Consider the following 16,053-nt stretch of genomic DNA (forward strand, 5'->3'; position numbering starts at 1 on the left):
AATCATCACGGTATCGTTTACTGCATCATGAGCCTTAGAAGTGGAAATGTTGGTATTCTAGTTCTAAGGCTTTTTGAATTTTCACCCGCCTGATGTACGAACATAATAGGGGGAGTTCTATGAAGAAATACGTCTTGCTAGGGATAGCCTTGTTAACTCTACTCGTTGTTGCAGGATGTGCAAAATCACCATATCCAGAGGATGATGCTTATCATGCTCAATGGGACTACCCGTATATGTATGCTGGACAAGGTCTAGAGACAGCACGGACAGAGCAAGGTCATTATTTTTTGTTCAATAATTTAATTTATTTTATGGAAAATGATAGCACGAAACCGCAATTTATCGATACGCGTACTGAGGGGGAATGTACAGAAAGTCCAAACCGAAGCAATTGCTTAGCGTATGTAGAAAGAACACATCAGGCAATTGAGAGATGGAATACTCATTTTGAACCGCCACGTTATATGCAATACTATGATTCTAAATTATATGTGCTGGAAAACAAATTTAATCCCAAACAAGAGCATGAGCATTCGACCTATACGTGGCAACTAACTAGCAGGGACGTCGACGGCAGCAACCGTGAAGTAGTGAAGACATTTGAAGCTCCACCAGATTCGTTAGCGCTGCATCGTGGTTATCTCTATTATTCAATCTGGGAAAAGAATAAGGATGGTGCTGAACAAGTTAAAGTGCTGAAGTCGAAGCTTGCGAAACTCGACAGGGAGCCAGAAATTATCTATAGCGAAACGGATAACATTCTTTCAGTTACGACCATCACTCCATATGGGAATCAGCTGTATTGGACGAAGCTCACGAAAGATAATTATAAAATACAACGATATGATTTGAACAAGGAAGAGATAAAGACTCTTTTTGATCGTAAAGATGGCAGCTATAACTTTTTACTAAGTATTTCTGAGAATAGACTTTACTTCTCTTATTTATATCGAAAAATGGAGGACACAAGGTCTCACAAGTTGTATTCATCAGATCTTCAAGGCAAGAACATCGTAGAGGAGCAGATCGAGTATCCTCCTGTCTTTTCGCATATGTACAAGGACAAGAACTACTCTTATATTTATCCTTCGGCAGGCTATGTTCGTTCTTATAAGTTGGATGTGCCGCTTACCTTAAACATCTTTAAACAAAATAAAAAAGTTCATGAAGTGGATATGTCTTCTTTACCATCAGAACCTGAACTTGTCGCTGGTGATGAACGTTATATGTTTATGCGAATTAATCAGGGAACCAACAGTTCGCTATTATATTTGGATAAAAGTCAAATTGAATCTGGGCAAGCTGCTTTTAAGCCGCTGCTAGGAGCCGATCCTACTTTGGTGAAATAGACGATTTAAGACGGGTTACACTATCACTTTACTACTAGGAGATGAATGTCATGAGTGCACAATTTGAAGCGGTTCAAGCAACGATACAAGATTTAGAGGCAGTAGCGGAAATATTCGATCAATATCGTATATTTTATGGACAACAGTCGGATGTAGAGCAAGCTCGCTCGTTTTTATTCGATCGATTTGAACATCGTGAATCTATTATTTTTATCGTAAGAGATAAAGGTACAGCTGCAATTGCTGGCTTTACGCAGCTTTATCCTGTGTTCTCTTCTATTTCCATGGAGCGATCTTTACTATTAAATGATCTGTATGTGAGTGAAGCGTATCGCAGACAAGGAATAGCGCAACTGCTGCTGGATGCAGCGAAGCAATACGCTCAATCGATCAAAGCGAAGGGGCTTGAGTTGTCCACAGCGATTGATAATAAGCAAGCGCAGCGTTTATATGAGCGTAATGGATATGGTCGTGATGAAGAATACTATCATTATTATCTAAGTGTAAAAGGAAATGACGCTGTCTGACATAAAGGGTTTATTAGGTAAAGTAGAGGAATGCGTGTGGGAGGATGGTGCAGGCAGTGGTATTGTTTCAAGAACAAGAACTATCGATTAGGCAACTTGAGCGTGGTGATGTTGATTTACTCGTGAAATGGTTATCTGATCCCGCCGTTCTCATGTACTACGAAGGCCGTGATCGTCCGCATAATACAGAGATGGTCGTAGAAAGTTTCTTTGGGGATCAAGGGTCAGGAGAGGCACGTTGCATCATCCAATATGAATCCAAGGACATTGGATATATTCAGTTTTATCCAATTGATGAAGAAGAAATACAGAAGTACGGGTATGAGTCGTACCATGGTCAAGTGTATGGAATGGATCAGTTTATTGGGGAAACCGATTATTGGAATCGTGGGATCGGCACGCGTCTCGTTCGAGCAACAGTGGAGTATCTCATTGCACATAAAGGTGCAACCAAGATCGTTATGGACCCGCAAGTTCGAAATGAACGCGCATTGAGGGTTTATGAGAAAGCGGGCTTTTCTAAGAAAAAACGACTGGAGAAGCATGAATGGCATGAGGGAGAAATGAGAGATTGTTGGCTGATTGAATATGATGCGTAACCATCAGCTATACAGGGGGTCAGTGAAGGATCGTCCATTGGGGACGGTCCTTTTTGATTGGGATGCTACTTATGTAAAGGGACTAGCCTGTTAACTCGAACGAAGCTAGTCCCTATTTTATCCCAGAAATGGAGAAATGATTACTGCAGCTGCCATAAAGATGGCACGTTTGCAGGTTCCCAACCTACGAGCGACGTATGCGGCTGACGACATTTATAAACAGCTCCGTTATAAGAAACGAGGGTACCTGTTGTATAAGCTGTATTCGGTGCCCATGCTGGAACGGTTGGTTGAGAAGTAGTCGTACCTGTCACCGTGCTTGCTGTTGACTGGTTGCCCGATGCATCTAACGCAAACACATTAAACGTATAGGAGGTGGATGGGGTAAGACCTGTGACGGTGTAAGAAGTTGTCGTGCCCGATACAGTTGCGACTAAAGTAGCGCCGTTATAGACACGGTAGTTAGTTACGCCAATATTGTCTGTGGAAGGATTCCACATGAGCTGAATGCTATTAGCTGTCGGCGTTCCCATGACATGCAGATTGCCTGGTGCAGTAGGTGGTGTGTTGTCTGGTACGAGCGGATTGGTTGTGACGGTAATGCTGTTGCTATCCGGGGACAGATTGCCTGCGGCATCAAATGCTTTCACTTTTAGCGTATAGGCTGTGTTTGGCGATAATCCCGTAACATTATAGTTGAGGGTACTGCCGGAAACGGTACCTACGAGTGTGGAGCCTGAATAGACATTGTATCCTGTTACCCCTACAGCATCTGTAGATGCGCTCCAAGTTAAGGCGATGCTATTCGTTGTTTTGGATGGGGATGCTAATGCTCCAGGAGCAGTAGGTGCAGTTGTATCAACTGGATTGGAGCCTCCAAAGTTCACATCGATTACATTATAGAAGGCATTGCCTGTATCCGCGATTTCCCAAACAGCTAGAATGACATGATATCCGGAGCGAGAAGGTACATTACATGTGTCGGTATAAGTGGCAGGTGGCTGAGTGCGATTGTAAGGGACGTCACAGAATGGTGTTAAATCGAAGGAGTTGCGGCTAAGTGCGGCATTTGGATTCCAGTTTGGCTTCGTAATATAGTATTTCCAACTTGCGGTTGAGTGTCGTGCGGTAAGTGTCCATTTAAATGTGTTTGTACCAGAAGAGATATTTACTTTCGCCCAACGAGTGGAAGATTGCTCATCCAGCTTCGGGAAAATGCCGCCTGCGCTGGCTATTTTGCCATCGGCAGGACCAGCTGCTGGGAATCCTTTAGGTGCCTCTAAGCTTTGCGGCTCATATATAATTGCGCCACAATCTGTATTTTGTCCTAGTTTGCATAGATAGGCTCGGCTTGCTGGACCATCGACATAACCGTGCGCGGAAGCTTGTTGAGAGAACAGGGTGAAAGCGAGCAAGGCAACAACGGCGGCACCACAGCTAATGAAAAGGTGTTTCAAGGTGAAGCGGGACATGCTAAGCGATTTGTACATAAAACTACCTCCTTGTAATATGGGTTTTGATGAATTTGGTTGTTAGTTTGATCACTCCTCCTTTCCACAACAACATTCTATTGAACAAGGTTGCATAATATGAGGGCAATTTGAAGATTTAAGTCAAAAGCTTGTACCCAAAATGGTGGGAGTCGACGAAAAGCTTCGTATTACGAGGAATTAAATGAAGGGATTACTTTTTTTGTTTAGAGATATAGAAGTAGAGATGTGAATTGTATACGTTTTATTCACTATGGAATAAAGAAATGGGTTAAAATTTGCAGTTAGTTTACCGCATTTTGAAGGTAGGCGATTTTCCACGGTGATTATTCGCCTCATCTTCTTGTAAATGCCTTGTAGAGATGCTTGGCAAGGCAAAGGCTGTGCTTAAATAGAGTGAGAGATATGAATACAATGATATTGTTTAGTGTACCAGTAAGCACGTATTAATAAGTCTAAATGAAAAGGTGCGTGGAATGGTTTTTTCAATATAACGTACTCCATTTACAACCGTTAAAGAGTGTATGTTCAAAATTAAAAATGATGTATTCGTCACGTATAAAACAGCTGTGTCTTAGACACAGCTGTTTTCGTAAAAGTTTAGTTTCCAATATTGATTTCGGTCTAATAACGGTGTGGACATAACAAAAATAAGTTAACTGCCAAGTAGAGTAATGGAGACATCATCGATAGTTATATCTGTACCTATAGTAGAAGAAAATAAGAATATTTCTAAATCAAAAGAAGTATTCCCTCTTTCTCCTGGTATTTGAAATGTATCTATAAATTGCCTATATGTGTTCATAGGTATAGCGGATATCCCATAAATAGCTGGTAATCCACCAAGCCTTACTCTGACTTGCCCGAGCGTAGATACAACATTCCTACGTAGCCACATAGAAACTTGATAGCTTCGACCCCGCTTTAAATTCGATATTTTTTGTTTTAGTGCCATGACTGTATTTTCTACACAAAGCATTCTTGCGGCTTGTAATCCACTATGAGGGGTAACTGTTGTTACAAATATTTGCCCAAGTTGAGAAGGAGGGCCAGGATTCCAAGGGCTTAGTGTTCTGTTTTCAAATCCAGGATTTTTAATGGTAGCTTGAGTAGGCTGAGGTAGCAGTAATGTTTTATAGTTTCGTGATGACGGTACAGTTGCTTGGTGATTTTTATGCTTACGAACTGCTTTTCTATTACCTATTTTTCTACTTGGCATATTGGTTACTCTCCTCGACGTTGATAAGGTTCCTATCTATGATTATCATATTCATTCTTTTAATAGAGGTGAAATAAATAGATTAACGGCAGAGATAGGCATAAGCGATAATGAAGCTATCGGTTGCTAATTATCAGCACATTAATAATATGTCAACGTAAAAGGATCGACATGGAGTGCTCTCCATCCGATCCTTTTTATTTTGAGAGATAACACTCCCATTACATTTGCAAATAACTTTAATGCACCGTTAACAGCCGTTTGACACAATGCGAAATGAAGGGGATTACAATAAATCTGTACGAAAATGATGTGTTACATGTTACATCCTATCAACAGACTCTACAAATTCTACTGAACTAGAGGTGCCTGCGAAATGTTGAAATCCGCTTCTAAACCGATATCTGCTATGCTTTGCATCATGATTGCGTTTATGGTTATTTTTCAAGCTGTTCCTGCTCAGGTGGCCAAGGCGGCTAATCAAGCGATTACGATGGACCGATCAGCCTATTTAGAAGGTGAGTCTATTTCCATCACTTATTCGGGAGCTTCTAAGAAAGATTGGATTGGCTTATATCCAAAAGGCTCAGTACCGGAAGGGAGCAGTCCATCATTAACATGGAGCTATACGGATGTGTCGGGCCAGCCTGATGGCAAGATGACGTTCTCGAAATCATTACCCCCCGGGGATTATGAAGCAATCTACATGGAGGACGGTGGATATCACATTTTTGCACGAGTGCCATTTTCTATCGTTTCGTTAAAGTCTCCTGAAAGGCTGGACTTTGTAGATACAGACGCTGATCCAGAGCATATAGCAGGCGATCTGAACATTAAAAATCCAGCCGATGTGTCCAATATTCTCAACTATAACTTGTACTGGGGCAATGATGTGGGTAGGCTGAATGGTCAACCAGTTATCGCTAGCATTCCTTTAACCGTAACTGGTGCAACCTATTCAGAGTATGAAACCTATACGTTCGCAGTGAATACGCCGATTCCGAATGGCGCCACGAAACTATTTGTTTATGCTCATTCATTGGCAGGCGAATCGACAGAAAGTGCTGAAATCGCTATTCCAGGTGTGCCTGTGAAGAAGCTGTTAGTCAGTTTCGAAGTGATTACCGATATGCATATTACGAACAACAAGAACCATGTCCATAACAAAAATATTGAAGATGCGTTACGAGATATAATCGCTCTGAATCCAGACAGCTCTGGACTGATGATGGTTGGCGACAATACGGAAAATGGTACGGAAGCGGAGTATAAGGAACTAGAACGTATTTTTAACCTATATAAGAATGACCTGCCAGAAACGTACTTTGTACAAGGAAATCATGATGTTCGCTGGAGCGATTGGGGGAAAACTTCCGAATTGTTCGCGAAATACACGAATATGAAATCTAGTTATTTTGACGTATGGATTAACGGTTATCATTTTATTTTTATCGGTACGGAAAAAGGCTTGAAGGATTACTCCTATCTATCGGAAACGCAGTTGAAGTGGCTGGACGAAAAGCTAGCTGAGCATGCATCTAAGGATAAACCGAAATTCATTTTCCATCATCAGCCTTTGAAAAATACGGTTGCTGGGGCGAACGAGGGGACGCTGAAAACGAACTATTGGTATGGAGTAAGACAGGATACGGAGTTGAAGAAAATATTGACGAAGCATCCGCAGTCTATTTTGTTTAGCGGTCATACCCATTGGGAGTTAGGTGCCAAAGATACAATGTACAACGCGAAGTATGCAACGATGTTTAATGCGGCTGCGACTTCCTATTTGTACACGGATGAAAATAAGAGCAAAGACGGCAGCCAAGGATACTTTGTAGAAGTTTACGATGATAAGGTGCTGGTGAAGGGTAGGGATTTTAGCAATGACAGATGGATCCCGAACGCTCAGTTCGAAGTAAGTCTTGGAGCGCAAATTCCGGTTGTCGATCCAGCAACTGATCCTGACTTAACGTTAAGCAATCCAACGATCAAGATGGTCAAAGGAGCATACACGCCAGCCGAAGCGGTTCAAGTTGCTTATACAAGTTCGGTCAGAGAAGATTGGATCGGTATTTTTCCTGAGGGCACCGTTTTAAACAAAACGGAAAAACCGATTGCGAAGCAAAAAACGAACACAATCCAACAGCCGGACGGCACAGTAACCTTTGCAGGCTTGAATCTTGCACCGGGTAAATACGATGCTGTTTATGTAGGGGAAGCGGAATACCGAACAGACAATGATAACTTGGAACTTGGGCGTGTAACTTTTGAAGTATCGGATCAAGCGGTTGAACGTCCGTTTGTTGTGACTAGTGCAACAATGGCTACCAATACTGTAATGGTGGATGCTTCGCTAACGGTGAAGCCAACTGGCAAATTGGACAAAGCGGTTGTTGTCTTCCAGCTGATGAAGGGCAATACGCCAATTAGCATTGCATCCTATGAAGCGAAGGTGCCTGCCGAGGGTAGTACGTTCAATGCTAAGTTCAATGTGAATCGCAAAGATGGCTACCAAGTTCGAGTGCTTGTTGTGTCCGATTTCGGTGCTGACTTGACGAATGTAGGCACGCTGCTTGCTGAGCCAGTTACTATAAACGAATAGACGTCAGAAAAGTTGATGAGTGGCAGCAAGACTCATATGTTTGTTGCGAAACGATACTGCCTAGACAAACGAAGAAAGAGGAGATTTGCTTGGGAAACAAGAGGAGCTTTATTTCCTTCATCATGATGACGATGCTTATGGTATCTATACCAGTGGTGGCAAGTGCCACGGATGTGATGCCTGCGCTAAAGTTGGATACTTCTACGAAATATCCGGGCGATGCGATTCACATAACAGGAACATCGTCACTCAGTGATGTTATCGTGAAAATAGTCCGACCAGATGAAACGGTACTATACTACAACGCTGTGAAAGTTAATCAGAGTTCTTATAACGACTCGATTACGCTACCTACTGACGCGATGCCCGGCGATTACACGGTTGTCGTTGGTCAAGGTGGGCCAGATCAATTATTGCAGCAATCATTCACGGTTGTGAAGAAGCCTAATGGCGGCGATGGCAATTCTGGTGGCGGCGATTCAGGTTCGTCAGGTAGCGAATCTGGTGCTGGAAATAACGGTGGGGCAAATGGGAATGGTAGCGGTAGTAATAATGGACGTGATAGCAGTTCTGGCGAAACGCCACCTACTACCGAAGATGCTGCTATAACTGTGAAGGAGAATGGAAGCTCGATTACAGCTATCATTCCTTCTTCTGCGTTGAAAGTTACCAAGGAGAACGAAAATGGAGCTGCTACAACGAAGATTATTGTAGATGGAGCAGCTCTATCCGCAGCTTTCGATACGTTGAAGGTAACGTCGAACAAAAATGGAAAATCGCTGAAAGTTGGAATTACGGTTCCTGAGCGGAGCAGCGATGTTGAGCGTACTAAGGTAGAGCTCCCGGTAGGCGTGCTAAAGGACGCACAAGGCATACTGCCGCAAGCGATCGTTTCCATTCAAACGCATGGAGCATCGATGGAATTGCCGCTTAAGGGACTTAATACGGCTCATTTAGAGCGTTCCTTGAACACTTCAACTGCTAACATGAATATCGTTGTAACGACGACTACGCTGCCCGATCTGATCACGGCGAAAGACAAGCAGTCCATGTTGGCTGGAGGTATCGTCAAAGTGACAGAACCAGTCTCCTTCAATGTAGCGTGTGTTGCTCATAACGGCAAGCAAATTACGATGTCAGCTCTGGGTGATGAATTCGTTAACAAAACGTTGACGATTCGCTCAACGTTCAACATCGATCCGAAAAAGTCGACAGTCGTAGCGGTTGATCCGGGTATACGTAAAACGCGCTTTGTCCCATCTGTGTTTCAAAAGACTACCGATGGCGTAACGAACGTGCAAATCAAAGACCATGCATCCAGTGAGATTTATATGATCGTTTCATCCACAGCAGTCTTCAAAGACACGATTGGACATTGGGCACAATCATCAATCGAGCATTTGACGGCGAAGCAGATCGTCAAAGGAGTTAGCATCAACAGCTTCGATCCGAACGGTAAAGTTACGCGGGCTGAATTCGCAGCCATGCTCGTCAGAGCGGCTGGATGGAAAGGCAGTTCGCAGCTGTCAGCCTCCAGCTTCAAGGATGTACAGGCAAATGATTGGTTTGCTGTTGCCGTGCAGACGGCAGTGGAACGTGGCTTGGTGAAAGGCATGCAGGACGGTACCTTCCAACCTAATGTACCAATATCGCGCGAACAGATGGCTGGCATGCTCGAGCGATTTATGAAACTTGTTGATGCGGAACTGCAAGGAAAGTCCGAGAATGTCATACAGGTAGCTAATCATTATAAAGATGTAAGTCATATTAGTAGCTGGGCAAGGTCGTCGATGGCAGGGCTCGTTTCCAACAAGCTGATGGTTGGCATAGATGAACATAAGCTCGCACCACAAGCGCAGACCACGAGGGCGGAAACGGTCAAAATCCTTGAGCGCTGCCTGCGTTATGCGAAGTTGATTAATGAGTAAGCAACAATAGCATGCCTTGGAATGGGATCGCACACATCCTGTTCCAAGGCATATGTAGTTACAGATGTCGATCACTATGGTCTACTTGCTCTGCTAATTGCATGAGCAGCTTCATGCCGTCTTTGATCTGCTGTTCATTTATATACGAATAACTTAAACGAATCCACGATTGTAGCTCCTTAGACGGATCACATATGGAACCGGGGACAAAAGAGATGGAATGCTCGATACTCTTAGCTAGCAGCTTTTCCAAACAAAGTGTTTCTGGCAGCTGAATCCACAAGTTAAGGCCTCCGTCAGGGCTGTCCCATTTCCAATTCGTGATTGCAAGTGCTTCTTCCATAACGGTTTTGCGAATGTGTAACGCGGTTCGAAGCTTGATAATATGCTGCTGCAGACGCTCGGACATAAAGTAGTGTAGAAAAATCTTCTGATTTAACAGCGGTGTACCATTGTCCGCTAATGACTTGACCGTAAGAAGATGCTTCATAATGGATGGCTGGCAGCAAATAGCGGCAATCCGCAATCCTGGTGCAATGTACTTACTGAAGCTGCAAATATAAATGACATAACCTTCCGTACTGTATGAAAAAAAGGGCAGAGGGGGCTTATGCTGAAAGTAAATATCGTGCATCGGATCGTCTTCGATTATGAAACAGCGATACCGTTCTGCGAGCTCAACGAGTTCCTTCCGCTGTTTGGCTGGCACGGTGTAGCCAGTAGGATTGTGAAAAGTCGGATTGAGGTAGAACAAGCGCGGCTTGAACTGTTTCATATAAGCTTCTACCTGTTCCAAATCATATCCATACGAATAAATATCAATCGGAATAATTTGTGCTCCTTGGTTTCTGAACATATCAATGGCAGCACTATATGTTGGGCGTTCCATGAGAACCACGTCCATCGGTTGGACAAGCATCCGAGCTAACAAATCAATCGCTTGCTGGGAGCCTGATGTGATCATGATGTCATCTTGAGAGAGGTGAAATCCGTATTTGTTGGTGAAAAAACGAGCCAGTGACTGCCGCAGCTCTTCATCCCCCTGAGGGGTAGAATAGGTGCTGAGCATTCGCGGGTAGCGTTCAACAATATCCAGCATAGATTCAGAAAAATACCGGTTCGGCAGCAAGCTAGGATCGATAAGCGCATACGAAAATTGATAGTTTGCAGGAACGCGATGGATTTCGGATAGATGACTTTTATGTACGTAAGAAAATACGATAGGACTTTCCAGATTGTCAAAAGGCATCGTGACACCTGGTTGAACATAATAGCCCGACTTGTCTTTGACATACACTTTTTTTTCATCTTTGAGCTGCTGGAATGCTTTGAATACGGTTAATCGGTTAACCTTCATTTCTTCTGCAAGCGTGCGAATCGATGGCAGCTTATGATGTTCTGGCCATTCCCCGCGCTGAATTCGATTCCACATATATTCGTATACAAGCTTATGCAGCGGCTTGCCTTGTGAACGGTCTAGCTCGATAGAGCTCATCGCATAGTGCCTCCTTATGTAATGAACTTTTAATTTGCTTGCATATATCGAATCTGTTCTATCTAATTCAAACTGTTCTATTATTGCCTCATTATAATGGTGTCAAGTGTACTGTCAAGGAGGTAATAGAATGATTATCGTCAATTTTATTTTCATGTGCATTATATTTGGAACGACATTTTTAGCGATTAAGGTAGGTGTGGATGCGGGGGCTCCTCCTTTCTTTTCAGCAGGTAGTCGATTTGTGCTGGCAGGTTTGCTCATTCTTATCTGGATGACTTGGAAAAAGAAAGCGAGCTTTTCGCTGCTGCTGCGCAAAGAAATGTGGTTGATTGGTCTAGGGCTCACGGCAGGCACTTTTTCTTTGCTCTATTGGGCAGAGCAGTATGTGAGTTCAGGGACAGCTGCCATTCTTTCCGCAACGGCTCCCATCGTCATCATATTGCTGCAAATGGTAATGTATCGTGATCGTGTGGAGCGTAGTAAAATAGTCGGCTGCTTCATCAGCTTGGCAGGGGTAGCCGTGCTCGTTCTTCCTCAGGTATCACTCGGATCAGATAGGTTGTGGCTGCTAGGATGTCTAGCTATTTTACTAGGACAGCTTTTTTATGCAGGTGGAGCGTTGTATTCAAAAAAAGTGATAAGCCGTTTTTCCGATATTTCACCGATTGCTCAAAATGCTGCTCAAATGTGTTGCGGTGGTGTTATGATGCTTGTATTGTCTGTATGCAGCGAGCGCGTTCATCTGGAGTCGCTCTTATCCTTGCAAGCGATAGGTTCCCAAATGTATTTAATCGTCATTGGGTCTATGGTGGGCCATACGATTTTTTATTGGCTTGTTGCAAATACGAATCCGCTGTTTCCTTCGATGTGGCTGTATATTTCACCATTTATTGCAGTTGGAATTGGGAGTCTTCTCTATAACGAAGCGCTATCCATCTATACGATAATAGGAGCTGTGTTAACGATTGTAGGGCTTGTAGTTGTGAATACAGGGCTGCTCGGTGCACGTAAGAGGGAGACATTTCTAGCTAAGGGGATATCACCAGAAAGAGCTGCTCATAGATCATCCGAGGGATAACGTTTCAAAATTAGAAAGAGATGGACATTTTCCACAGAACAGCTAGGGAGATGCTGGTATGTTGCTGCTGTTTGTGGGAAAATTATCAGTAGTTGATCCACCAATAAGGATGTCCTTAATGGCAAATAAGTTGAAGGAGGAATACGATTGACCAATCCGTTCATTGTACATCATCAAATTGTTATCGAGGCGCCAGCCTCTGCAATCTGGGAGGTACTCGTGAGTCCACAATATATGAAGCAGTGGGATGATTTGCCTGAGGGATATGGCAGCGATCTGCTTGTGCTTGGAAGCATTATTGATTGGGAGGGGTATTCTCAGCTAACAGTAGTGGAGTTCGAACCAGAACAACGTCTGCGGCTGGCTCTGTACGTTCCGAAGTGGCCGCTTCCTGCGGAGCAGTATAATATCGGCTATACATACACAGTTTTGCAGCAAGGTGAACACAACTTGCTAACCGTAGAGATTGGGGATTTTGCTGCCATTCCACATGGGGAATCCTATTACGATGAATCAGTCAAATTCGCCGATTTGTCTTTGCAAAAAATAAAACAATTAGCAGAACAAATTACGCATAGCTGAGTATAAGCATGGTAATGCGGACTGCAAGAAAGGCATTTGATAGTTTAACGATCAAATGTCTTTCTTTTTTACTAACAAACTTAAGCAGGGAGGCAATCCATGAAGTACTTTCCATACGATATGTATATTGCCCAAAATACAGAGACAACGAGTGATGATCAACTAGAACGACTAGAACGGCAATGGCTGCAGAATGGTAGACAATATGGTGAAATCTATCAATCGCTATCTGAGAGGTTGCCAGAAGAAGTACATCGTCATTTCAGCAAATTGGGATTCCATGATTACCGTTTATTAAAAGTGGGTATCGATCATGAGAGCCTCCTTCGTTCGAATGCCCATTTCATACTAGCACGTAATGGAGACGATATAGCAAACCGTACACAATGGATGCTAACGCTCGAAAATATATCCTTCTTCCAATTTGAACATCATAACTATGACAACCCCAGACCAATTATGCATCCTGAGATAGACGACTGGTTGTTTGAAGAGTTTACCCCCGTCGACGATACTACGATATCATTAGAAGTTTTATTTGGTTCCGGCGGCAACATCCGCATCCATTTTCCTGATAAATCGATACGAATCGAACGTATCAAGTGAGCTGCTGGTTCTAAATGTACATAGGAAAACATGTATAGGGAAGCTTCTGTAAGCTGAAGTTTCTCTATTTTTAGTATGAAAAAGAAAAGGGAGTGTGAGCTGTGGCACTATTAGGTATAGTAATCGCCATCGGTATCAGTTTTTTGTTTGTTTATATAGCGGGCCCAATCGGCAGCGTAGTGGTTCCAGCCATTATGTTCGGCCTCATCTTCAGCACGTATATGAGAACGAAGGCAATCGAAGAGGATGTAAAGGCGATCAAGACTCATTTCGGCCTCTTAAATGAAGCAGAAAAGGCAGAGCTTCAAATGCAGCAGCAGTTCAAAAATTTGTATGAACACGAGATAGATAATAAAAAGTATAGCCCCGAATTGGAAAGGATCAACCGTGAAATCGAGCTGGAACTAGAGAACTACCAAGAGGATCGCAAGGATAAGAATGATAAGAACAATGACGAGGATTAATGGATGAATTCTACATAATAAAGACATACCCATGTGCTACTGTGAGTGTTACACCATGGGATGACATGACGTACGCCATCATTTTCGTAGAGGAGCGATTCGTTCATGGAAAGTGTAGTAAAGAAAGAACCAACAAAAAGTTTAAAGGGGATAAAGACGGTATCTATAGCATTTGTAGTCCTCATACTCATCGCAGCAACCTTATTCGTAGACCAACCACCACGACCTCAACCAAGCACAGCCCCAGCAACACAATTTTCTGCGGAAAGAGCAATGCAGCATTTACAATTCATCGCCAAAGAATCACGGCCTTCTGGCTCCGAACGAATCAAACAGGTTAGAGACTATGTAGTAGCGGAATTAACCAGCTTAGGCATTCAACCTCAGGTTCAACAAGCGGAAGGAATGACTTATGACAACAAATTATTAGAACTACACAATATTGTGGGTGTCTTAAAAGGCAAGAACAGCGAAGGCAAAGCACTTGCGCTCATGACACATTATGATTCCGTTGATTTGGGTCCGGGAGCAAATGATGCGGGCGTGAGCGTAGCTGCTTTGATAGAAACCGTGCGAGCCCTTACCAACGGTGAGCCACTCCGAAATGACATTTGGATCGTCATTACAGATGGCGAAGAAGAAGGGCTGCTTGGTGCAAAGGAATTCTGGGGAAAAGCGGAGCATCGGGAGCAAGTCGGACTTGTTGCTAACTTCGAAGCACGTGGTTCTAAAGGGGCATCGATAATGTTCCAGACGAGCGAAGAAAATGGAGCACTCATTCAACATTTTGCTGAAGCTGCTCCAGAACCAGTAACGAATTCTTTTATGGGAGATCTTTATCGCTTACTACCGAACGACACAGACTTAACCGTAACACTTCGTGCGGGCATTCCGGGAATTAACTTCGCGTATCTCGGTGGGTGGACCGCATACCATACCCCGTTAGATAATCTGGATAATGTCGAACTATCCACACTGCAGCATCAGGGAGAAAATGCGCTAGCTATGGCTAGACAATTTGGCGATGCGAATCTTGAAAATTTGCGCAGTCCAGATCAAGTGTATTTCAGTTTATTTAACCTATTCATTCACTATCCACAGTCAATCGTTACACCTATTACCATCTTGTTGTGGTTCGCAGTTGTTGCCTTGATCGTCGTTGCATATAGACAGCAGCAGATCCGGTTACGAGGAATAATGATCAGTGTACTTGCTGTTATTGGAAGTGCTATTCTTTCTCTTGGTGCTGCCTACTTGCTTAATCAGTTTATTTCTAAGTTATGGGCGGAAAAAATGACCTTGTTCAATGGTGCTACCTATGACGCTTATTTATATCATATCAGCTTCATGCTTCTAACCTTACTTGTTCAGGCTTTTTTGATGAAAAAATGGAATGACCGCACCAATGTACTTGAGATAATGCTCGTCGGGATGATGCTGTTTCTGGTCCTGCTTACTGTATCGGCTATATGGCTACCAGGTGCGAGTTACTTGTGGATGCTTCCCTTGATCATTCATACCATTGTTATTGCTTTCTCATTATTTAAAAAGGATGCGGACAAGGTATTGAACGGAGTTCCAGCCATGCTGATCACGGCTCTTGCTCCGATTGTTCTATTTACGACCTTCCTCCATCTGTTATTTCAAGCGATGCCGCTTTCGTTAACGTTAGTGCTTACGGTCATATTTACTTTTGTTTTGGCCTTGCTTAATCCTGTGTGTAGGTTGCTGACATCCCATCATCGCTGGTTCGTAATCGTTCTATCTGTATGCATGGTCGGCCTTCTTGCTTGGGGATGGATAAACGCGGTTCCAAGTGAAGCGCGGCCTATGTATGAACATTTGCTGCATGACCATTAAGCGAAAAGGGCTCGAACGTTGCTTATTTGAGGGGGAAAAGTTAGTTGGTGATCGAATTGCAATTATTTCTAATGGAATTAAAGAAGGTGCAAGTAAAGAAGATAGCGGGATCGGAACTGCGTGAAGCATTAGCTACATGAACGGATGAAACTACTCTAATGAGGATAAGAACACTTGTACGAGAAAGTATTAGACGGTAAAATATAACTATGGAAGAATCTTAAGGGTGACAATAATAAGCATGCTGG

The 16,053-nt window shown here is 43.2% G+C and carries 13 protein-coding genes; 10 read left to right on the forward strand and 3 right to left on the reverse strand.

Annotated features, from left to right (window positions below):
* Positions 1-119: 119 nt before the first annotated feature.
* From IFO66_RS02830 to IFO66_RS02840, 3 genes are read left to right on the forward strand one after another with little or no spacing between them, the layout of a single operon-like run.
* The gene (locus tag IFO66_RS02830) at positions 120-1,352 is read left to right on the forward strand and encodes a hypothetical protein (protein ID WP_192023643.1); all 1,233 of its coding nucleotides are present in this window, start codon (positions 120-122) and stop codon (positions 1,350-1,352) included.
* A 50-nt stretch (positions 1,353-1,402) separates the two neighbouring features.
* On the forward strand, positions 1,403-1,879 hold the full coding sequence (locus IFO66_RS02835) for a GNAT family N-acetyltransferase (protein ID WP_192023644.1): 477 nt from the start codon (positions 1,403-1,405) through the stop codon (positions 1,877-1,879).
* 44 nt (positions 1,880-1,923) lie between these two features.
* Positions 1,924-2,478, forward strand: coding sequence for a GNAT family N-acetyltransferase (locus IFO66_RS02840; RefSeq protein ID WP_192023645.1), 555 nt, complete (start codon positions 1,924-1,926; stop codon positions 2,476-2,478).
* A gap of 140 nt (positions 2,479-2,618) precedes the next feature.
* Here the strand turns inward: IFO66_RS02840 and IFO66_RS02845 are convergent, their stop codons facing one another.
* Both IFO66_RS02845 and IFO66_RS02850 read right to left on the reverse strand, forming a co-directional pair.
* Positions 2,619-3,968, reverse strand: coding sequence for a lytic polysaccharide monooxygenase (locus IFO66_RS02845; protein ID WP_192023646.1), 1,350 nt, complete (start codon positions 3,966-3,968; stop codon positions 2,619-2,621).
* A gap of 655 nt (positions 3,969-4,623) precedes the next feature.
* Positions 4,624-5,187 carry a carbohydrate binding domain-containing protein gene (locus tag IFO66_RS02850; protein ID WP_192023647.1) on the reverse strand — a complete coding sequence of 188 codons (564 nt, stop codon included), beginning with the start codon at positions 5,185-5,187 and terminating at the stop codon, positions 4,624-4,626.
* Between the two features lie 376 nt (positions 5,188-5,563).
* On the opposite strand from IFO66_RS02850, the gene IFO66_RS02855 reads away from it, so the two are divergent.
* Positions 5,564-7,789: a metallophosphoesterase family protein gene (locus IFO66_RS02855; RefSeq protein WP_225445434.1), complete on the forward strand. Its 2,226-nt coding sequence runs from the start codon at positions 5,564-5,566 to the stop codon at positions 7,787-7,789.
* Between the two features lie 89 nt (positions 7,790-7,878).
* A complete protein-coding gene (locus tag IFO66_RS02860) occupies positions 7,879-9,717 on the forward strand; it encodes an S-layer homology domain-containing protein (protein ID WP_192023648.1) in 1,839 nt (612 codons plus the stop codon).
* A 58-nt stretch (positions 9,718-9,775) separates the two neighbouring features.
* Here IFO66_RS02860 and IFO66_RS02865 read toward each other — a convergent pair whose 3' ends face one another.
* Positions 9,776-11,212: an aminotransferase-like domain-containing protein gene (locus IFO66_RS02865; protein ID WP_192023649.1), complete on the reverse strand. Its 1,437-nt coding sequence runs from the start codon at positions 11,210-11,212 to the stop codon at positions 9,776-9,778.
* A 130-nt stretch (positions 11,213-11,342) separates the two neighbouring features.
* On the opposite strand from IFO66_RS02865, the gene IFO66_RS02870 reads away from it, so the two are divergent.
* The 5 genes from IFO66_RS02870 to IFO66_RS02890 all read left to right on the forward strand — a co-directional run bounded on the left by IFO66_RS02870 (position 11,343) and on the right by IFO66_RS02890 (position 15,805).
* Positions 11,343-12,293, forward strand: coding sequence for a DMT family transporter (locus IFO66_RS02870; protein WP_192023650.1), 951 nt, complete (start codon positions 11,343-11,345; stop codon positions 12,291-12,293).
* Positions 12,294-12,440: 147 nt separating this feature from the next.
* Positions 12,441-12,875 carry an SRPBCC family protein gene (locus IFO66_RS02875; protein WP_192023651.1) on the forward strand — a complete coding sequence of 145 codons (435 nt, stop codon included), beginning with the start codon at positions 12,441-12,443 and terminating at the stop codon, positions 12,873-12,875.
* Positions 12,876-12,974: 99 nt separating this feature from the next.
* Positions 12,975-13,481: a hypothetical protein gene (locus IFO66_RS02880; protein WP_192023652.1), complete on the forward strand. Its 507-nt coding sequence runs from the start codon at positions 12,975-12,977 to the stop codon at positions 13,479-13,481.
* 101 nt (positions 13,482-13,582) lie between these two features.
* On the forward strand, positions 13,583-13,945 hold the full coding sequence (locus IFO66_RS02885) for a hypothetical protein (RefSeq protein WP_192023653.1): 363 nt from the start codon (positions 13,583-13,585) through the stop codon (positions 13,943-13,945).
* A 105-nt stretch (positions 13,946-14,050) separates the two neighbouring features.
* Positions 14,051-15,805 carry a M28 family peptidase gene (locus IFO66_RS02890; RefSeq protein ID WP_192023654.1) on the forward strand — a complete coding sequence of 585 codons (1,755 nt, stop codon included), beginning with the start codon at positions 14,051-14,053 and terminating at the stop codon, positions 15,803-15,805.
* Positions 15,806-16,053 lie beyond the last annotated feature (248 nt).

The organism is Paenibacillus arenosi (genome assembly GCF_014841135.1).
Taxonomy (GTDB): Bacteria; Bacillota; Bacilli; order Paenibacillales; family Paenibacillaceae; genus Paenibacillus_B; species Paenibacillus_B arenosi.

What these genes read in the sequence shown, in the direction of transcription:
- IFO66_RS02830 (WP_192023643.1), top strand. Translation starts at nt 120, where the DNA reads ATGAAGAAATACGTCTTGCTAGGGATAGCCTTGTTAACTCTACTCGTT.
- IFO66_RS02835 (WP_192023644.1), top strand. Translation starts at nt 1,403, where the DNA reads ATGAGTGCACAATTTGAAGCGGTTCAAGCAACGATACAAGATTTAGAG.
- IFO66_RS02840 (WP_192023645.1), top strand. Translation starts at nt 1,924, where the DNA reads ATGGTGCAGGCAGTGGTATTGTTTCAAGAACAAGAACTATCGATTAGG.
- IFO66_RS02845 (WP_192023646.1), bottom strand. Translation starts at nt 3,968, where the DNA reads ATGTACAAATCGCTTAGCATGTCCCGCTTCACCTTGAAACACCTTTTC.
- IFO66_RS02850 (WP_192023647.1), bottom strand. Translation starts at nt 5,187, where the DNA reads ATGCCAAGTAGAAAAATAGGTAATAGAAAAGCAGTTCGTAAGCATAAA.
- IFO66_RS02855 (WP_225445434.1), top strand. Translation starts at nt 5,564, where the DNA reads ATGTTGAAATCCGCTTCTAAACCGATATCTGCTATGCTTTGCATCATG.
- IFO66_RS02865 (WP_192023649.1), bottom strand. Translation starts at nt 11,212, where the DNA reads ATGAGCTCTATCGAGCTAGACCGTTCACAAGGCAAGCCGCTGCATAAG.
- IFO66_RS02870 (WP_192023650.1), top strand. Translation starts at nt 11,343, where the DNA reads ATGATTATCGTCAATTTTATTTTCATGTGCATTATATTTGGAACGACA.
- IFO66_RS02880 (WP_192023652.1), top strand. Translation starts at nt 12,975, where the DNA reads ATGAAGTACTTTCCATACGATATGTATATTGCCCAAAATACAGAGACA.
- IFO66_RS02890 (WP_192023654.1), top strand. Translation starts at nt 14,051, where the DNA reads ATGGAAAGTGTAGTAAAGAAAGAACCAACAAAAAGTTTAAAGGGGATA.